The sequence below is a fragment of the Rhizobium sp. Root1203 genome, assembly GCF_001424945.1.
Taxonomy (GTDB): Bacteria; Pseudomonadota; Alphaproteobacteria; order Rhizobiales; family Rhizobiaceae; genus Rhizobium.
In genome coordinates, this window is record NZ_LMCW01000012.1 from 152,086 (window position 1) to 171,147 (window position 19,062).

The window sequence follows — 19,062 nt, forward strand, 5'->3', positions numbered from 1 at the left end:
AAAGGTCCAAAACGAGATTAAACGAGACATGACGGTTACGAGCGGAAAGCCTGCAAATCAAGGGAAATCCCATTATTCCAACAGCCCGATCATTGCGGTGGCTCCGATGATCGACTGGACGGATCGCCATTGCCGATATTTCCACCGGCAGATCAGCCGCAACGCGCTGCTCTATACCGAGATGGTGGTGGCGGATGCGATCCTACATGGACCGCGCGAGCGGTTGCTGTCGTTCGACGCGGCGGAGCATCCGGTGGCGCTTCAGCTTGGCGGCTCGGATGCGGAAAAGCTGGTGCGGGCGGTGGAGATCGCCGCACCCTATGGCTACGACGAGATCAATCTCAACGTCGGCTGTCCCTCCGACCGGGTGCAGTCCGGAACCTTCGGCGCCTGCCTGATGCTGACGCCGGAGACGGTGGCGGCGTGCATCGCGGCGCTGAAGGCTGTTAGCACCGTGCCCGTCACGGTAAAGTGCCGGATCGGCGTCGACGAGCAGGATCCGGAGGTCGCCTTGCCCGACCTGCTCGACCGGGTGCTCGATGCCGGGGCCGACGCGGTTTGGATCCACGCCCGCAAGGCATGGCTTAAGGGCCTGTCTCCCAAGGAAAACCGTGAGATCCCGCCGCTCGACTATGACATCGTCTATCGCATGAAGCAGGCGCGGCCCGATGTCTTCGTCGGCATCAACGGCGGCATCCAGACGCTGGATGCCGCGGCGGAGCATCTCGCGCATGTCGACGGCATCATGCTTGGACGGGCGGCCTACCAGAATGCTGCCCTGCTTGCCGATGTCGACAGGCGCTTCTTCGGCGCGCCTATGGTCGAAACCGACTGGGACGGCCTGCGCGACCGGATGATGGCCTATGCCGAGCGGCATATCGCCGGCGGCGGCCGGCTGCAGCAGGTGGCGCGGCACATGGTCGGGCTCTTCACCGGCCTGCCGGGGGCGCGGCGCTACCGGCAAATCCTGTCGACGGATGCGGTGAAATCGGGGGCAGGGCCCGAGGTGATCGCGGCCGCCTTCGCGGCAGTGGATTTCGACGGCGCGACGGCGGAGGCGGTCGGGGCCTGAGGGCACGTTGGCCACACGGCGCCATACCGGTCTGCAGTCCCCGCCAACGAAAAACGGCGCCCCTTGCGGAGCGCCGTCGTCATTCCTGCCGAAGCAGAAATGGAATTAGTTTGCCGAGATGTTGACGGCCTTCGGGCCCTTGCCCATGCGATCCGGCTCGGTGTCGAAGGTAACCTGCTGGCCTTCGCGGAGCGACTGGATGCCGGAAGCCTGAAGAGCGGAGATATGAACGAAAACGTCCTTTGCACCGCCGTCCGGAGTGATGAAACCAAAACCCTTGTCCTGGTTGAAGAATTTTACGACGCCTTTGGTGGCCATTGGGATAGGTCCTTTTCCCTGTAGTCTGTCTGGTATCCACCCCCCCGAAAGGAAATGGACGGCTTTCACTTTCGCGCCCCCTCATCAAATTCAGCGCGCGAAGGGTCAGTCGAGTAGTTCACGAACGGGGAAAGAACGTCTACGCACGTGAGGTCCCCCACGCCACCCCCCTGCCGGAAGGCTTTACCACATCAGTCCAGTCACCGGCATGCAAATGCCCGAGTACTTCGATTGGTGCCAGTATTCGAAGCAAAATGCAAGCGAGAATATTCTGGCACCGGATGTGACAACCCGGGAATAGCCAAAGATTCAAACACTTGACGAATAGTAAGGATTCACAGTCGCTGCTGTTTCCTTTTGGGAAACCGTACCGAAACGGTACCGTTTCGAGACGCCTGACGCCTGCTTTCCATGCGCGCGGTGCGGCCTATCTGGCCGCTGCTCCACCCAACCTGTGCTGCACCAGTTCGGCACTGCCGCGGACATGGGAGACGACGGGCTTGCCGCCGGCGTCGACCACGGCATAGGCAATGATCGTCACGTCTTCTTCAAAGGTCGAGACGTAAAGGACCTGCGCCGGATTGACATAAATCATGTGATTGTGGGTGTTCCTGAAGCCTATGAGTGCCATGCATGTCTCCTTCCGTGCTGCGGCGGAAGATATGCCATGCAGGGGTTGATGCAAGTTTAACGGGCCGGCAGCGAGAGTGCCCGGCGTCCGGAGAGGCTACAGCCTCAGCCGCGCCGCCGTAACCGCTTGATGTCGTCGTCTGCGAACCGCACCGCCTCGTCGAGGCAGGCATGGCCGATATCGCCTGATGGCAGTGCCTGACGGACGATCTTCACCACCGCCGGCCAGTAGTCCGGTGGTTCCTGGGTCATGAGGTAGAAATGCGGGGAGCAGGTGCTGCCATGCGTCATCTCGTAGACCCTGACGGCAAAATCGTAGATCTCGTCATAGGTCCCCAGGCTCAATCCCTCGCACGACAACAACGGCGGCGCTTGGGTGATGTTCGATGATGGCAGGCAACATTGAGGAGACGTTAGCCACTGCGTCACCTAGATCATTGAAAGTGATGACGGATTTGTCCCCCCGTCCGGATCATCGTCTTTCAGCGAGAAACGCGGATCAACCGAAATCACCACTGCATTTTCAAGGTTTCCTCCCTGACAAAGAGGACACTATAGCCTTCATCCTAAAGTCCGCTTTTGGCCAAAGGCAGAGGGCGCGCTAGCCGAACAGCGCGCCACTTTAGTTGAGGTCTACTCGACCTCGGCCACCTGTTCCGACGGCGCCGGGGCTACGACAACCTCCTCGGTCACTCCGTCGGTTTCGGTTCCGGTAACTGGATCGACATCATCTTCACTGAGCTTGTCTGGGCAGTGCGGAAGCCAATGTATCACGCACCTGGTCAATTTTGCCGACGGCCGGACCGACTCCGAGAACGTCCTTGGCCCATGCCATCACTTCCGGATCAGCGACCACGACATCACCTGGCTGCTGAACCGTTGCGATGTCCTTGTTGGCAGCAGCCAGCAGCGCCGCACTCAGGGCGTCGTCGCTGAGCGCCGGGTTCGTCGGGACGGCATCGACGCCGTTGTCCAACTCGAACTGGGCATAGGCAACGACATAGTCGCGGATGGCGGCCATACGCGGATCGTTGGAGTTGAGATACGCATGGTAGTTGCGCTTCAGTGAGTTCAAGCCGCCAAGCTTTGCAGAAAGTTTGGGCGTTTCGTCCAGGATGGGTTCTTCCACCTCGATCACGGGAGCCACCGCCACCAACGTCGGCTTCTCCGGTTTCGGCGAAGGTTTGGCGGCCTTGAGCAGTGCCTTCTCGGCCTTCGGCGAAACCTTCGCGGTTTCCGTCAAGGACTTCCTCGATGCGGTACGCTTTTCCGCGTTCTTTTGGGCGCCAAAGAGCTTCCCGAAAGCAGTCGCTATCGGGTCGATCGACTTGGTCGAACTGCTCCTTTCACGCGAGGACAGTGCGGCTTTTCCGTTGCCAGCCGAGGCTTGGCTCTCACTCTTGCTCTTGTCGCTATTGCCACCGCCGTGACCACCGCCATTGCCGCCACCATTCCCACCGCCATTGCCGCCACCGTTTCCGTTGCCTGCGAGGGCAGTCGATGTTGTAAGCTTCAGCGGGCTGTTCAGGTCTACGCTGACAGGCATAGCCGCGATTGTTGCAGACACGCAGGCCGCCAGTGCCAGGCCACCGATTTTATGCATTCGCAAATCCTCCGAATCATACGCTTAACAAGCCCCGCCAGACTGACTGCAGTCCCTTTGGCTCAAATTTGTGACTGCATTGTCCACATAGAGGACCACCTAGCTACTTCGCCAATCTTATGGCCCAGCGTTCTCGCGAACCGCACTGAACACCTATATATTTAGCCTAGAACCCGTCACGTCAAAGTGCAATCTAGCTTTGCGCAACTCGGGATGGGACTCTTCAAACTCCGCGCTGCCGTGTCGATTAAAAAGCAGATATCCCTCTACCGCCCTGGCCGCCCCGTCTTGCCCTTGGTGCGGCTCTTCCGCCTCACATCGCCCGTATCCTCGTAACTCCCGGCACCCGTCTTCCCGCGCACCAGTGGACGAGGGTCGTCGCGCTGCGGCTGTTCTTCCAGCAGCGGCGAGAAGCGCTTCGTGCTCTTGGCAGAGTCGGGCTTGTCGGGCAGGGCGCCCGTGACCGGTTTTTCGGTGCGGCCGACGGTCATTTCGTCGAGGTCGTTACGGCGGAAGAGGGTCTTTTTCGCGGGCTCGGCGATGTCGCGGCCCATCTCGTCGAGGCTGGGTTTGGCGAAGAGTGATTTGGACTCCGAATCTGAGGCTTTCCCGTCCCCAACCTGACCGGGGTCGAGCTCCTCGTCTCTACCCGTCCTCCTGGCCCCCACAGGTGGGAGCGAGCCGGTTGCGGGGGAGAGGGACTCGCGGGTCGCCTTGGCGTTCCTTTTGATGCCTTCCATGGCCTTGGATTCCTCCCGCGCCATCGGGTCGTCCATGACGGCGAGTTCGGCGGCCTTGAGGCGTTTGATCTCGTCGCGCAGGCGCGCGGCCTTTTCGAAATCGAGGTCGGCGGCGGCGTCGCGCATCTGTTTTTCCAGCGCGTTGAGGTGGGTCTGCAGATTGCCGCCGACGAGGTTGCCTCCATCCGCGAAGCCTTTGCCCGAGGCGCCCGAGATGTCGGCGCGCACGTGGTCGCGCTCGTAGACGCTGTCGAGGATGTCGGAGATCTTCGCCTTCACCGATTCCGGGGTGATGCCGTGCTCCGCGTTGTAGGCCATCTGCTTTTCGCGGCGGCGGGTGGTTTCCTCCATCGCCCGCTTCATCGAGCCGGTGATGTTGTCGGCATAGAGGATGACCTTGCCGTCGACGTTTCTTGCGGCGCGGCCGATGGTCTGGACCAGCGACGTTTCGGAGCGCAGGAAGCCTTCCTTGTCTGCGTCGAGGATCGCGACGAAGCCGCATTCGGGAATGTCCAGACCCTCGCGCAGCAGGTTGATGCCGACGAGCACGTCGAAGGCGCCGAGGCGCAGATCGCGGATGATCTCGATGCGCTCCAGCGTGTCGATGTCGGAGTGCATGTAGCGGACGCGGACGCCCTGCTCATGCAGGTATTCGGTCAGGTCTTCGGCCATGCGCTTCGTCAGGACGGTGCAGAGCGTGCGGTAGCCCTTGGCGGCGGTCTCGCGGATCTCGCCGAGCACGTCGTCGACCTGGCTGCGGGCGGAGCGGACCTCGACCGGCGGGTCGATCAGGCCGGTCGGGCGGATCACCTGTTCGGCGAAGACGCCGCCGGATTCCTCCATCTCCCAGCCGCCGGGGGTGGCGGAGACGGCGACGGTGTCAGGGCGCATCGCGTCCCATTCCTCGAAGCGCAGCGGGCGGTTGTCCATGCACGACGGCAGGCGGAAGCCGTATTCGGCCAGCGTCGCCTTGCGCCGGAAGTCGCCTCGGTACATGCCGCCGATCTGCGGCACGGTGACGTGGCTTTCGTCGATGAACAGCAGGGCGTTGTCGGGGATGTACTCGAACAGCGTCGGCGGCGGTTCGCCGGGGCTGCGACCGGTGAGGTAGCGCGAGTAATTCTCGATGCCGGCGCAGGAGCCTGTCGCCTCGAGCATTTCGATATCGTAGCGGGTGCGCTGTTCCAGGCGCTGGGCCTCCAGCAGGCGGCCGGCCTTCTCAAGCTCGGCAAGGCGCAGGCGCAGCTCCTCCTTGATCGACTTGATGGCGCCGTTCAGCGTCGGGCGCGGGGTAACATAGTGCGAGTTGGCGTAGATCTTCACCGACTTCAGGTCGCCGGTCTTCTGCCCCGTCAGCGGGTCGAACTCGGTGATACTGTCGATCTCGTCGCCGAACATGGAGATGCGCCAGGCGGCATCCTCCAGGTGGGCAGGGAAGAGTTCGATCGTATCGCCGCGGACCCGGAAACTGCCGCGGCTGAAATCCATGTCGCGGCGTTTGTATTGCTGCGCGACGAGGTCGGCGAGCAGCTGGCGCTGGTCGAGCCGGTCGCCGACCGTCATCTGGAAGGTCATGGCCGTATAGGTCTCGACCGAGCCGATACCGTAGATGCAGGAGACGGAGGCGACGATGATACAGTCGTCGCGTTCCAGCAGCGAGCGGGTGGCCGAGTGGCGCATGCGGTCGATCTGTTCGTTGATCGAGGATTCCTTCTCGATGAAGGTATCCGAGCGCGGCACGTAGGCTTCCGGCTGGTAGTAATCGTAGTAGGATACGAAGTATTCGACCGCGTTGTCGGGGAAGAAGTTCTTGAACTCGGAATAGAGCTGGGCAGCCAGCGTCTTGTTCGGCGCCAGGATGACTGCCGGGCGCTGCGTCGCCTCGATCACCTTGGCCATGGTAAATGTCTTGCCGGAACCGGTCACGCCGAGCAGCACCTGGCTGCGGTCGCCGTTGTCGAGGCCTTCCACGAGATCCTTGATGGCGGTCGGCTGGTCGCCTGCCGGTTCGTAGTCGGAGACCATGCGGATCTCGATGCCGCCCTCGGATTTCGGCGGCCGCGCCGGGCGGTGCGGCGTCCACATCTTGCCGTCCTTGAACAGCGGATTGCCGCTCTCGATCAGCGCCGAGAGGGCTTCGACCGTGGCGGTGACGGCCGTGCCGGCCTTCAGCTCGGCCGCTTCCTCCAGTGTCGTATCCATGCCGGAGACTGGATTGAGGCCGGCGGCGGCACGCGTCTTCGGATCGGTCGAGCCGCCCATGGAGGTGCCGCGGGCACTTTTCGAAGCGCTCACGCTGCCGGCGCCCTGCGCCTTCGCTCCGCGGCCTTCGGCCGACTTCGAGGCGGCGATCTCCACCTTCTTGCGATGCTTGCCGGCCTTCGAGGCGATCTGGCGCTGCGTCTCGACGCCGGAGGCTTCCGCATCGGCCTCAAGCTGCTTCACCCAGTCGGCGACGGAGCCGCCGAGCGGCGCGCCTTCAAAGGACGACTGCGGGGCTTCCTCGAAGCCATCGGGGGCGGGGGACTTTTCCGGAGATTTGACCATGGCCGGAATATGGAGAGAGTCCTGCCGAAATGGAAGAGGCCAAGAGTACAAAAGGGAAACGGATTTTCCGCGTGCGGTTGCTCTCTTGCCGCGAATGATGTGGTGAGGCTGCGCGGTGCTCCACATCCTCTGCGACAGTTTTCCGCCATTCAACCGGCAAAGTGCAACCAGCGCGCATCCTCGTTGCTCAGCGCGGTCCAGTTCCTCAGGTGCTGTCTGGCGGTGCGAAGAAGCAGTTTACGTCGTCTTCGGTCGGGTGAAGGCAAATGTGAAAGTCTCCGTCGCCAGATGGGATTTCATCACCGTACGGAATAAAATACAGCTGGTTCCTGGTGATAAGATGGTGGTCTCCGCGATGGAGGTAGACGGAGAAACCGCGATGCCCCTTTCGCACAGCGGTGCTGGGTATGGCCTCGCAGTCTCCACCGACATCTCTGCTCTTGCAACACGCCGGCGGGTAGGTCCAACCGCTGCCGGACTGGTGCGCGTCGCTATGCACGCAAAGGCTGGCCCACATCACGACGAAGGGCACGGTGAACGCTGTTGCGGGTGTGAAGGTCACGAAATACCTCCTGGCGAACAATTCAGCCGCCGCCGCAGAATCCTACGCCGATTGCTCACCTGTGTAATGGAAAACCTCGATCCCCCGGACGCCGCGGTTGGCGACCCTGTTTTCCACTGGTCCGATCACCCGCCGCGTGCCAGATTGAAAGCCCGCAACCGTCGGGACGAAAAATGGGGCGGCTTTGAAGAGGGTGGCATATGTCGGCTATACAGGTTCCAGGCTTATTGTCTTTCACCATCGCAATTCTCGTGTTCTTCGCCGGTGCAAATCTCAATCGTTTCATCCCGATCCTGACCCGCTGGAGCATTCCGGAGGCGGTGACGGGCGGGCTTCTGGCGGCGGTGGCGACGCTGGTCGCCTATGAGTTCTTCGGGGTCGAGATCAGCTTCTCGCTGGAGGCGCGCGACATGCTGCTCCTGTATTTCTTCACCGGTGTCGGCCTCAACGCGCGGCTCTCCGATCTGATCGCCGGCGGCAAGCCGTTTCTCGTCCTGTTGGCGCTGACGCTCGTCTTCCTCGCCATCCAGAACCTCGTCGCCTACGGCACGAGTTCGATGCTGGGTCTTCCCGAGGGGATGGCCATCCTGCTCGGTTCGACGTCTCTGATCGGCGGCCACGGCACGACCATCGCCTGGGCTCCCATCGTGACCAGCCGCTTCGGTCTGAGCAACGCTCTGGAAGTCGGCATTGCCAGCGCAACGCTGGGCCTCGTCATCGCCAGTCTCGTCGGCGGACCGATCGCGCAGTACCTGATCCGCCGCAACCGCCTGAGCGGCCCGGCAGACGAAGAGCTGACGATCGGCGTTTCGCAGGCTTCCGTCAGCAGCCATCACGACGACGTCAGCTACGTCAGCCTGTTGCGAACGCTGCTGGTGACGAACCTGGCCATTCTCGCTGGGTACGCCCTGCACGAGATCATTCTGGAGACCGGCGTCAATCTTCCGCTGTTCGTCGTTTGCCTGCTGGTCGCGATTGTTCTGACGAACATCGTGCCGTTGCTGGCTCCGGGATTTCCCTGGCCGACGCGCACGCGCGCCCTGTCGCTGATATCCGACCTGTCGTTGAACGTCTTCCTCGCAATGTCGCTGATGAGCATGCAGCTGTGGGCGCTCGGCGGCCTCGGCCTGGCGCTGACGATCGTGCTGGCCGTTCAGACCGTCGTCGCAGTGATCTACATCCTGTTCGTGGTGTTCCCCGCGATGGGGCGCAACTACGACGCCGCGGTCATTTCCGCCGGCTTCTGCGGGGTGGCGCTGGGGGCAACCCCGACGGCGATCGCCAACATGACGGCGGTTACCAAAATCCACGGTGCGGCCACCATCGCGTTCATCATCCTGCCGCTCGTGTCGGCGTTCTTCATCGATCTCGCCAACGCTGCGGCGCTTGGGTTCCTTGTCCGGTGAAACAGGGCGCGGTCCGTCCATCGTTCCCTTGTCAATATTGGAAATCGCGATGAGCCGATTTTGGAGCCCCGTCGTCAACACGCTTGTCCCCTATGTCGCGGGAGAGCAACCGGCGTCGCAAGGCGTGGTGAAACTGAACACCAACGAAAACCCGTACGGGCCATCGCCTCGCGCGTTGGCGGCAATCGCGGCCGAGGCGACGGACGCGTTGCGGCTGTATCCCGATCCAACTGCGCGCAGGTTGCGGGAGGCGATCGCTCGAAGCCACGGTCTCGACGCAAGCAATGTTTTCGTGGGCAACGGCTCCGACGAAGTCCTGGCCCACACGTTCCAGGCATTGCTGAAACACGATGCGCCGCTGCTCTTTCCTGACATCAGCTACAGCTTTTACCCGACCTATTGCCGCCTCTATGGCATCGACTTTCGCGAGGTCGCGCTGGATGATGCCATGCAAGTCCGCGTCGCCGACTATCGGCAGGGGTGCGGCGCGATCATCCTGCCCAATCCGAACGCTCCCACTGGGATAGCGCTGGAGCTCACAGAGATCGAAAGGCTGCTTGCGGATCATTCCGAGCAGGTGGTTGTGATCGACGAGGCATATGTCGATTTTGGTGCGGAAAGCGCGATCCCGCTGATCGAGGACCATCCAAACCTGCTGGTTGTCCAGACTTCTCCAAATCGCGTGGTCTGGCCGGACTTCGCGTTGGCTTCGCCGTTGGACAGGCGCACCTCGTCGAAGCCCTGCAAAGGGTAAAGGACAGCTTCAACTCCTATCCGCTGGATCGGCTTGCCATCGCTGGCGCGATTGCGGCCTGGGACGATCGGGCCTGGTTCAGGGACAAGCGGGACCGGATCGTCGCCACCAGGGAGAGGTTGTCGATCGCCTTGCGCGGCCTCGGATTTGACGTTCTTCCCTCGGCTGCCAATTTTCTGTTTGCGCGCCATGCTGCCCTGTCGGCGGCACACATCGCGGCGCAGTTGAAGAAAGAGGCGGTTCTGGTCAGGCATTTTCCGAAAGCCCGCATTGAAGACTATCTGCGCATCAGTATCGGCACCGACGAGGAGTGTGAGACGCTGATATCCGTCCTGGAAGGCATTGCGCGGCCTCGGACATGACGTCTCGGCCAAATTGCGCAGCCGTGGATTGCCGTCGTCGGCCAAGTGCAGCCTTGTCGCACTCGCGGCATAAACGCTGCGGCTGCTGCGGGGGCACTTGAAGCCTTCTGAGCCGGCGGTACATGGTGGCGCCAGCATCAACTCTCGGGAATCACCCATGCCCTTTGCCCTCAACCCTGCCGCCGTCTGGCCGGTCGTCATGCTGCTTGCCTCCAACGTCTTCATGACATTTGCCTGGTACGGGCATCTGAAACACAAGGGCACGGCGATTTTCATCGCCATCGTGGTCAGCTGGGCGATCGCTTTCTTCGAATACTGCCTGGCGGTGCCCGCCAACCGCATCGGCTCGGAGGTCTATTCGACCGCACAGCTGAAGACGATGCAGGAAGTGATCACGCTGCTGGTCTTTTCCGGCTTTTCGGTCTTTTGGCTCGGCGAGAGCCTGACCTGGAATCACGCGATCGGCTTTGCCCTGATCGCAGTCGGGGCGTCCTTCATCTTTCGCGGCTGACAGCGCCGATCCCGTGCCGACGGCCACAATGACAGTTCATCGCTCCACGAAGGACCGAAGCCGGCCAAGCGCGTCGTCCCATTGTCGGGAGACACCGTCGAGGTAGGCGCGCATCACGTCGAGCCGGTCGGGACGGAAGGCGTAGTGGCTTTCGCGTCCGACCTTGGTGCTGTGGACAAGCCCGGCCTGTTCGAGCACGTGCAGGTGCTTGGTGATGGCCTGGCGCGTCAGCTCGGTGCCGACGGACAAGCCGGCGATCGATCGTTCGCGTCCGTCGCTGAGGGTCGTCAGCAGGAACAGGCGCGTCGGGTCGCCAAGCGCCGCGAACAGCGTGGCGGGACTCTCGCCGCGAGCTGCGACATCAGCGTTCGACATGAGCCTTGATGTTTCTGACCTGTTCGGCCCAGCCACCCTCGTTCATGCGGAAGGCTTCGGCGCGGCGATGGGCGGGGACATTCTCAAAGCCGGACTCGGTCACCGTCAGGCGCGTGCCGGTGGCCGTCGGTTCCAACCGAAACTCGACGAGCGTCGGCGTCTCCTTGGAGTAGTCGACATTGGGATCGATGGCGTAGGGCTTCCAGGTGAAGGAGAAGAGGTCGGGCTCGTCCATGCGCTTTACGGTCGCCTGCCAGCGAACGTGCTCGAAACCCGGGTAGGTGATATGGCCCGAGGATACTTCGCCGGGGACGAATGGCCCGTCCAGCTGGACGCGGAACCACTCACCAAATTCGCGATGGTCGGTAATTGCCTTCCAGACGCGTTCGACCGGGGCATTCAGTTCAACTGTCTTTTCGATACGAGCGGACATATTCGCAACCTCCTGGTTGCCTTTATATCGCACGATGGGCCGCGATTGGCAACCTGAAAGTTGCCTTTCCAGATCAGCCCAGCACGTCGTACAGGCGGAAGATGAAGCTGACCTGATAGACGAGGTTCAGGGAAACGAAGATCGCGTGAAAGCGGCGGTTGGCGGTCCAGGCGGCGACGAGGCAGGCAAGGATGTAGACGAGGTTGCGGGTCGGATACTCCCAACCCAACGATAGAATGTGGTCCTGTCCCTTGATGGCCGTATCGGCGATATCGATGGCATAGGTGAGGGCAAGCGTGCCGAAGAACCAGCGGCGGCGGGAGATGAAATACTCCTCGTAGCCTCCGTAGTCGTCGAGCGATGCGGGAAACAACAGCGAACAAAGTAGGAAAAACAGGCTGCAGAAGCAGACCAGAAAGAGATAGACGCCGAAATGCAGGACGGGGATTGCCTGAACTCGATATTCCCACCACCAGATATGGATGATGAACAGGAACATCGACAGCGCCCAGCCGAGATGCACGGGATAGACCTTGCCCTTGGCAGGATGCTGCACGATGCCTGCTATGCCCGTCAGCAGACGCGCCAGGCTGAGCGAAATCACCATTCCCATCACGACCTTGATGTGGAGGAAGACCTCCGGCGAGGCGACGGGTTCCATGTGCTACTCCGCCGGCACCGGGGTCGGCTGCCCGTTCTCGTCGAGGGCGACCATGATGAAGGTACCGGCGGTGACCCTTTCCATCTTGTTGTAGCGGGCGCGGGTCGCCCAGGCCTCCACGCTGAGGGTGATCGAGGTGCGCCCGACGCGTTCGATATCGGTGTAGACGGATAGCGTGTCGCCGATCTTGACGGGGAGCGCGAAGGCCATTTCCTTGACTGCGGCCGTCACGACGCGCCCCTTGGCGCGCTCGGCGGCGGAGATGCCCGAGGCAAGGTCCATCTGGGCCATGACCCAACCGCCGAAGATATCGCCGGCCGGATTGGCATCGGCGGGCATCGCCATGGTCCGGAGTGTCAACGTGCCCTTCGGCTTGGCGTCGTCGGTCATAGAGGCTCCTGTATCCAGTTTCATGGTCGATTCCGGGGGAACCTACCGCATAAGCCCGGAAACCGAAATTGGGGGGCGTGACAAAGTGAAGGGCGGGCGTGATCCCGCGATGGCCGACGCCGCACTCAGGTTCTCACGGCCTGCTGGCGATGCAGATGTTCGTCCGACCTGCAACTAAAGTCCTATTCGGATTCTATCCGGTCATCGTTTTCCGATAATATTTATTCTAAACAATAGCTTATGTGGATGTTTGGAACTTCCAGACGTTACGTTATGTAAACCTCCCCTAATTGAGGTTCACGGTCCGGTAAGAAGAACATAGCAATATTTGACTATTATTAAATTCTGAACTTCTGGGGCACCATGCGTAACGTGAAGATTTCGACCCGCCTCTATACTCTGGTGGGGATGGCTTTGGCCATTCTGGTTCTGACGATTGGCTTCTTCCTCAATTATTCGCACACCAAGCTCGAGAACGAGCGGAAGAGCGGTCTTGCGCAGATGGATGCGACGGCGATCGCGATCTTCGAGAAGTACTACAAGCTGGAGCAGTCCGGTGCGATGACGCGGGAGCAGGCGCAGGCGGCGGCCAAGGATGTGATTTCGGCGATGCGTTATGGCGGCAGCGGCTATTTCTGGATCAACGACATGCATCCGACGATGATCATGCATCCGATCAAGCCGGAGCTGGACGGCACGGATCTGTCGCAGAACAAGGATCCGAACGGCAAGTTCATCTTCGTCGAATTTGCCGATACGGTGAAGAAGAGCGGGCAGGGCTTCGTCGACTACTACTGGCCGAAGCCCGGGGCGGCGGAACCGGTGCTGAAATACTCGCACGTCGTCGGCTTCAATCCCTGGGGCTGGGTGGTGGGAACCGGGGTGTATGCCGACGATCTGGCGGCGCTCTACTGGCAGAACGCGCTGTGGGCGGCTGTGGCCTGCCTGGTCGGGGCGGTCGTCATCCTGTGCGTGGCCTTCGCGATCGTGCGCAGCGTCACCGCGCCGATCGCGCGGCTGAAGACGGCGATGACGGCGATTGCCGACGAAGGGGAGACGGCCGACATCGTCGACCATGACCGCCGCGACGAGATCGGCGCGATGGCGAAGTCGCTTCTGGTGTTGCGCGATTCGGTCCGCGAGCGCGCCGTCATGCGCGATCGCGAGAGCCGTCAGCAGCGGCAGATCGAGGACGAGCGGCGCGGCAACGAGGCCAGCTGGCGTTCGGCGGCCGAGCGGCAGAGCCTGGCGATCCAGGCGCTGGGCGCCGGGCTGGAGCGGCTTGCCGCCGGCGACCTGACGGTGGCGATCGACGATATCGGCGATGACTATTCCAAGCTGCGCGCCGACTTCAACACCGCGGTCGAGGCGCTGAACGGCGTCATCCAGGCGATCGCGGAATCGACGCGGATCGTCAACGGCAGCGCCGGCGACATCAGCGCGGCGACCGGCAACCTGTCCAAGCGCACCGAGCAGCAGGCGGCAGCGCTGGAGGAAACCGCCGCTGCCCTCGACGAGATCACCGCGACGGTGAAGACGGCCTCCGACCGTGCCGGGGAGGCGCGCGAGATGGTGGCCGAAACCAAGGCGAGCGCCGGCAAGTCGGGGGAGATCGTGCGCAATGCCGTTGCCGCGATGAACCGGATCGAGGATTCGTCGAACCGCATCGGCCAGATCATCGGGGTGATCGACGAGATCGCCTTCCAGACGAACCTTCTGGCGCTCAACGCCGGGGTGGAGGCAGCACGGGCCGGCGAAGCGGGCCGCGGCTTTGCCGTGGTGGCGCAGGAGGTGCGCGAACTTGCGCAACGCTCGGCCAATGCCGCCAAGGAGATCAAGACGCTGATCAGCAGCTCGGCCAGCGAGGTCGGCAACGGCGTCACGCTGGTGCGCTCGACCGGCGATGCGCTGGTGGAGATCGAGGCGCTGGTCAACCGCGTCAACAACCACGTCAGCTCGATCGCCACGGCCGCCCGCGAACAGGCGACCGGCCTCCACGAGATCAATGCGTCCGTCAACCAGATGGACCAGATGACGCAGCAGAACGCCGCAATGGTCGAGGAAACGACCGCCGCCAGCCAGACGCTGGCCGGCGAGAGCCGCCAGCTGAGCGGGCTGCTTGCAAGCTTCAAGCTGAAGGACGACAGGCCGGCCGGCCAACGTTTCAGCCGGGCGGCTTAAGGACGAACACCCCGTCAATGCGGCCGGATCATGCAACCGGCCGCATTGTCATATCAGCATCACTTGAATTTTCGCCTTCTACTAGTAAGCTGACAGCCAGCTATTCAAATGAGGGCATTCGATGCGGCTTTCGAGCACCCGGCAGATCTGCCGCGGTCAGCGCCAGACATCCCAAGCATTTCACCGCCGCCATTGCCTGGATCTGCCAAACCGGTGCCAGGGGCCGGCGATGTGTCATTGAATCCGGCCCGGTGAAAGCCGGGTGGCGTCGTCCGATAGAGGGAACAGCATGAAACGCGTGTTATCGAGCCTCATCGCTTCCCTTTCGGTCGTCGGCCTGGCCCTGGGCTTTGTGTTCTTTTCAGCGTCGCTGACGCCAAGCCTGATGCCGCGCTCGTTCCTGGTGCAGGGGGCGTTGTCCGGGGTCAGCGCAGCGGTCGGATATCTGTTCGGCGTGGTGCTTACCTGGCTTTGGCATTATCTGCAGCTCCCGATTCCAAAGACGCCGCCGGTGGTGGTGAAGGCGGCCGTCGTCGTTTTCGGCCTGGTGCTGTCGATCGTCTTCCTGTGGCAGGCGGCGGGCTGGCAGAATTCGATACGCGACCTCTGGCACATGCCGCCTCTCGATAGCGCCGAACCCTACAAGCTCGCAGCGGTCGCGGGCGTTGTCTTTCTTGTCGCCGTCCTTCTCGGGCGACTGTTCCGGTTGACCGTTCTGTGGACATCCGACTGGTTGTCGCGGTTCGTGCCGCGCCGCGTCTCGAACGTTGTCGGCGGTCTGATCGCGATTCTGCTTTTCTGGTCCGTCGTCGAGGGCGTGCTGCTGCGCGCCGCGCTGCATTTTATCGATTCCTCGTTCCAGAAGGTCGACGCTCTGCTGGAGGACAATGTTCCGAGACCGACCGATCCTGCAAGGACGGGCAGTCCATCTTCGGTGGTCGGATGGAACGGCCTTGGCCGACAGGGCCGGAACTTCATTGCTTCCGGGCCGACGGCGACGGATATCGGCGCGTTCTGGAAAGGCGAGGCCCGCGACCCGATCCGCGTGTATGTCGGCCTGAACAATGCCGATTCCATCGAGGCACGGGCGAAACTCGCCCTGCAGGAGTTGCAGCGCGACGGCGCGTTCGACCGCTCCATCCTCGTCATCATCGTGCCGACGGGTACCGGCTGGGTCGATCCGGCTGCGATGGACCCGCTCGAATATCTGCATCGCGGCGATGTGGCGAGCGTGGCGCTACAATATTCCTATCTGTCGAGCTGGCTGTCGCTGCTGGTGGAGCCGGAATACGGCTCGGAGTCTGCCAAGGCGCTGTTCCGCGAGGTGTACGGTTACTGGACGACCTTGCCGCATGACAAGCGTCCGAAGCTCTACCTGCACGGCCTCAGTCTCGGTGCGCTCAACTCGCAGATCTCTGCGGATCTTTTCGATGTCATCGCCGATCCCTTTCAAGGCGCCCTCTGGAGCGGCCCGCCGTTCGAGAGCGCGACATGGAGGGCCGTCACGGCGGGCAGGGACCCGCAGTCGCCTGCCTGGCTGCCGAAATTCCGGGACAGCTCGATTATCCGGTTCACCAACCAGGAGAACCAGCTCGACATTCCCGGCGCGGCCTGGGGGCCGATCCGGATCGTCTACCTGCAATATGCTAGCGACGCCGTCACATTCTTCGACGCTCACGCCTTCTATCGCGAGCCGGCCTGGATGCGGAAGCCGAGGGGACCGGACGTGACCGCTAGCCTGAGATGGTTCCCGGCGCTGACGATGCTGCAACTCCTGTTCGACATGATGATCGCGACGACCTCGCCGATGGGCTATGGCCATGTCTACGCGCCGGAGCATTATATCGACGGCTGGGTGGCGGTCACGGCGCCTGCGATCGAGCCCCGGCAGATCGACGAACTCAAGCGGCATTTCGCAGACACGGCAGCCACGATCGAAGGGCATGATTGATTTCAGCCTTTCCATTCTGTTCACAAACGGGATTATCGCGTGCGTTAACCATGCCTGTTAGGCTTTCGTTCAGGCTCACGCATCAGTTTGCGCCGCAGTGGCTGGGAAACCACATCCTTGAGGCTCGAAGAATGACCTATAGCGGCTTGCTCCTTTCTGCCATCGTGGCCGGGCTGATCACAATCCTTGCGATCGGCAGCCGACCTGCGACCGAGGCGGCGTCCAACTGGCCACAGATGGATCTTTCAAAAACCGACCGGATCGTGACGGGTAGCGTCCCGCCTCGATAAGGAGACGACGGTTGCGGGACGTGCTGGCGCCATATTGTGCCAAGCGGTCCGTTTTTTCTGATCGATTCAGACAAATACAAGAATTCGCCTGTACTAACTTAGGGGTTGCAGCAAGGCTGCGTTAAGGCCGCGCGACGTAAGCGAGTGGAGTAGTGAAAGCGTTAGACCCATGAACAGCTCCAATCCGCGGTACGACATCATTTGCGATCCACTCGATATGTGGATTGTCTGGGACAACCAGACCGACGAACCCGCCACCTTCGGCGGCCAGATACTTCATGGATTGACCCAGGGCTATGCCGTCGAGGTCGCCAAGATCATGAACGAAATCTACGGCACCGGCGGCCGCCCGGCGCGGCAGGTCGATAAGACCGCGCCGGCGGGCGCTGCCTTGCGGAACGCTATCTGACGCCCGGTGTCCCGCCGTTGCGTGGATCGGTCCACGGCACGGCTGCTTTCATCCTCCTCGCGCACGACGCTGCGTTCGCCAAATGGACGCTGCGGGAGCTGCGTTGCGCATTCCTGCTTCCAGACGTAAGCTGACGACGTCCGACATCGCGTATGGCGAAGCGGTCCAGTTTCGCCGGGAGGCCGATGCCGTGAGCATAGAGGAACTGTTTTCAAAGGCGGCCGGGCATGCAGCGCGCTTTCGCGGGACCGTCGGCGCCGGCGCGCATCGACCGGAGCAAGACTACGCATCCGCCATTTCAGCCTTCACACAGGATGTTCCAGCACAGCCGACGCCGATGGCCGACGTGCTCGAAGAGCTCGTGGCCAAGGCCGAGCCCGGTCTCCATCTCATGGCGGGGCCGCGCTTCTTCGGCTGGGTGATCGGCGGGTCGCACCCGATGGGCGTGGCAGCGGACTTCCTGACGAGCGCATGGGGACAGAATGCCGGGAACCATGTGGTGGCGCCTTCGGCCGCGGCGGTGGAATCGGTTGCCGGCAGCTGGCTGCTCGATATCCTGGGTCTCCCGCCGGAGAGTTCGCTGGGTTTCGCCACCGGTGCGACGGTTGCGAATTTCACCTGCCTTGCGGCAGCACGCGGAGAGGTGCTGCGGAAGGCGAACTGGGACGTAGATGCCCAGGGGTTGTTCGGTGCGCCTTCCATCACCGTCCTGATCGGGGACGACGCGCATACCACAGTGTTTTCAGCATTGCAGTTCCTGGGACTGGGTCACGACCGTGTGGTGCGGATCGCGACGGACGAACAGGGGAAAATCCGTCCCGCCGCCTTTTCCAAAGCCATCGAGACGGTGCGCGGCCCTTCAATCGTCATCCTGCAGGCTGGACAGATCAATACCGGCGCTTGCGACGATTTCGCCACACTTGTTCCGCAGGCGCACGCTGCAGGCGCCTGGGTGCATGTCGACGGGGCGTTCGGGCTCTGGGCGCAGGCGTCGGCCAAACGGCGTCATCTGACGCGCGGTATCGAACTTTCCGACAGTTGGGCGACGGACGGCCACAAATGGCTGCAGACGCCGTACGACTGCGGCTACGCGATCGTAAGGGACGAGCTGGCACATCGCCGGGCCATGACGATCGCTGCCAGCTATCTGCCATTGGCAAGCGAGGGCGAGCGCGATCCCTCGCACTATGTGCCGGAACTGTCGCGGCGCGCGCGCGGTTTCGCGACGTGGGCGATGATCAAGCATCTCGGACGCTCGGGCATCGAGGCGCTGGTGGAGCGCTGCTGTGCCTCCGCCGCAGACATGGCCCGCGCATTGTCACGGGAGCCCGGGATCCACGTTGCCAACGAGGTCGTCCTGAACCAGATCGTCGTGCGCTTTGGCGCCGATCTTCCAGACCAGCAGGGTGACGACCTGACGAGGCGAACGATCGCCGCGCTGCAGCGCGATGGCGAGCTGTTTGCGGGCGGTGCGACGTGGCGGAGCCGGCAGGTCATGCGGCTGTCGGTGACCAACCACCAGACGGATCTGGACGAGGCAAAAAAGAGCGCAGAGGCGATCGTTGCCGCGTACAGGATCGCAAGGCGGAGCGCCTTGGGTGCATGAGGAGGCGCGATCGGCGGACGCTTTGCGGCCGGGCGGCTAACCGTCGTAGTGACCGGAGAAGACCTCGTCAGCGGACTTGACGACCACCGCTACATTCACGCCTTTCGTCACCGTCGTGCCGGCCGCGCCGAGGTCGGTGACGACTTTCAGGCTGCCGGACTTCGGCGCGGAGAGGGGCTTAACCGTTCCTGCGTCGAAATCGACGACCCAGAGGTCCGTTTCACCTGCAATACCAATAACAACGACCTTAGCCATGCTTTG

At 62.3% G+C, this 19,062-nt stretch carries 17 protein-coding genes and 1 pseudogene; 8 read left to right on the forward strand and 10 right to left on the reverse strand.

The annotated features are described in order from the left end of the window. Positions 1 to 28: 28 nt before the first annotated feature. Positions 29 to 1,072: a tRNA dihydrouridine(20/20a) synthase DusA gene (dusA, locus tag ASC97_RS11295; RefSeq protein WP_057468447.1), complete on the forward strand. Its 1,044-nt coding sequence runs from the start codon at positions 29 to 31 to the stop codon at positions 1,070 to 1,072. Between the two features lie 105 nt (positions 1,073 to 1,177). On the opposite strand, the gene ASC97_RS11300 is transcribed toward dusA, so the two are convergent. The 5 genes from ASC97_RS11300 to uvrB all read right to left on the reverse strand — a co-directional run bounded on the left by ASC97_RS11300 (position 1,178) and on the right by uvrB (position 6,910). Further along, positions 1,178 to 1,390 carry a cold-shock protein gene (locus ASC97_RS11300; RefSeq protein ID WP_018900054.1) on the reverse strand — a complete coding sequence of 71 codons (213 nt, stop codon included), beginning with the start codon at positions 1,388 to 1,390 and terminating at the stop codon, positions 1,178 to 1,180. 427 nt (positions 1,391 to 1,817) lie between these two features. Then, the gene (locus ASC97_RS11305) at positions 1,818 to 2,021 is read right to left on the reverse strand and encodes a hypothetical protein (RefSeq protein WP_057468448.1); all 204 of its coding nucleotides are present in this window, start codon (positions 2,019 to 2,021) and stop codon (positions 1,818 to 1,820) included. 104 nt (positions 2,022 to 2,125) lie between these two features. Further along, positions 2,126 to 2,365, reverse strand: coding sequence for a hypothetical protein (locus tag ASC97_RS11310; protein ID WP_057468449.1), 240 nt, complete (start codon positions 2,363 to 2,365; stop codon positions 2,126 to 2,128). 388 nt (positions 2,366 to 2,753) lie between these two features. Then, the gene (locus ASC97_RS11315; protein WP_057468450.1) at positions 2,754 to 3,623 is read right to left on the reverse strand and encodes a hypothetical protein; all 870 of its coding nucleotides are present in this window, start codon (positions 3,621 to 3,623) and stop codon (positions 2,754 to 2,756) included. A gap of 266 nt (positions 3,624 to 3,889) precedes the next feature. Continuing rightward, the gene (uvrB, locus tag ASC97_RS11320; protein ID WP_057469321.1) at positions 3,890 to 6,910 is read right to left on the reverse strand and encodes an excinuclease ABC subunit UvrB; all 3,021 of its coding nucleotides are present in this window, start codon (positions 6,908 to 6,910) and stop codon (positions 3,890 to 3,892) included. Positions 6,911 to 7,672: 762 nt separating this feature from the next. Between uvrB and gltS the strand changes: the two genes are divergently transcribed. The 3 genes and pseudogenes from gltS (at position 7,673) to ASC97_RS11340 (ending at position 10,505) form a co-directional block, all read left to right on the forward strand. Next, positions 7,673 to 8,878: a sodium/glutamate symporter gene (gene gltS, locus ASC97_RS11330; RefSeq protein ID WP_057468451.1), complete on the forward strand. Its 1,206-nt coding sequence runs from the start codon at positions 7,673 to 7,675 to the stop codon at positions 8,876 to 8,878. Between the two features lie 49 nt (positions 8,879 to 8,927). After that, positions 8,928 to 9,994: pseudogene (gene hisC, locus ASC97_RS11335) on the forward strand (histidinol-phosphate transaminase). 157 nt (positions 9,995 to 10,151) lie between these two features. Then, a complete protein-coding gene (locus ASC97_RS11340; protein WP_057468452.1) occupies positions 10,152 to 10,505 on the forward strand; it encodes a DMT family protein in 354 nt (117 codons plus the stop codon). A 36-nt stretch (positions 10,506 to 10,541) separates the two neighbouring features. Here ASC97_RS11340 and ASC97_RS11345 read toward each other — a convergent pair whose 3' ends face one another. From ASC97_RS11345 to ASC97_RS11360, 4 genes are all read right to left on the reverse strand, one after another. Further along, positions 10,542 to 10,880: an ArsR/SmtB family transcription factor gene (locus ASC97_RS11345; RefSeq protein ID WP_057468453.1), complete on the reverse strand. Its 339-nt coding sequence runs from the start codon at positions 10,878 to 10,880 to the stop codon at positions 10,542 to 10,544. Next, the gene (locus tag ASC97_RS11350; RefSeq protein WP_057468454.1) at positions 10,867 to 11,313 is read right to left on the reverse strand and encodes an SRPBCC family protein; all 447 of its coding nucleotides are present in this window, start codon (positions 11,311 to 11,313) and stop codon (positions 10,867 to 10,869) included. Before ASC97_RS11350 ends, ASC97_RS11345 begins: the two co-directional genes overlap by 14 nt. Positions 11,314 to 11,386: 73 nt before the next feature. Further along, the gene (locus tag ASC97_RS11355; protein WP_057468455.1) at positions 11,387 to 11,974 is read right to left on the reverse strand and encodes a hypothetical protein; all 588 of its coding nucleotides are present in this window, start codon (positions 11,972 to 11,974) and stop codon (positions 11,387 to 11,389) included. Between the two features lie 3 nt (positions 11,975 to 11,977). Beyond that, positions 11,978 to 12,364: an acyl-CoA thioesterase gene (locus ASC97_RS11360; protein WP_057468456.1), complete on the reverse strand. Its 387-nt coding sequence runs from the start codon at positions 12,362 to 12,364 to the stop codon at positions 11,978 to 11,980. A 363-nt stretch (positions 12,365 to 12,727) separates the two neighbouring features. Here ASC97_RS11360 and ASC97_RS11365 point away from each other — a divergent pair, with 363 nt between their 5' ends. The 4 genes from ASC97_RS11365 to ASC97_RS11380 all read left to right on the forward strand — a co-directional run bounded on the left by ASC97_RS11365 (position 12,728) and on the right by ASC97_RS11380 (position 18,801). Further along, positions 12,728 to 14,545 carry a methyl-accepting chemotaxis protein gene (locus ASC97_RS11365; protein WP_057468457.1) on the forward strand — a complete coding sequence of 606 codons (1,818 nt, stop codon included), beginning with the start codon at positions 12,728 to 12,730 and terminating at the stop codon, positions 14,543 to 14,545. Between the two features lie 289 nt (positions 14,546 to 14,834). Continuing rightward, positions 14,835 to 16,496: an alpha/beta hydrolase gene (locus tag ASC97_RS11370; protein ID WP_057468458.1), complete on the forward strand. Its 1,662-nt coding sequence runs from the start codon at positions 14,835 to 14,837 to the stop codon at positions 16,494 to 16,496. Positions 16,497 to 16,955: 459 nt separating this feature from the next. Next, a complete protein-coding gene (locus ASC97_RS11375; RefSeq protein ID WP_057468459.1) occupies positions 16,956 to 17,195 on the forward strand; it encodes a hypothetical protein in 240 nt (79 codons plus the stop codon). A 190-nt stretch (positions 17,196 to 17,385) separates the two neighbouring features. Next, a complete protein-coding gene (locus ASC97_RS11380; protein WP_057469323.1) occupies positions 17,386 to 18,801 on the forward strand; it encodes a pyridoxal phosphate-dependent decarboxylase family protein in 1,416 nt (471 codons plus the stop codon). A 36-nt stretch (positions 18,802 to 18,837) separates the two neighbouring features. Here the strand turns inward: ASC97_RS11380 and ASC97_RS11385 are convergent, their stop codons facing one another. After that, a complete protein-coding gene (locus tag ASC97_RS11385; RefSeq protein WP_057468460.1) occupies positions 18,838 to 19,056 on the reverse strand; it encodes a hypothetical protein in 219 nt (72 codons plus the stop codon). Positions 19,057 to 19,062 lie beyond the last annotated feature (6 nt).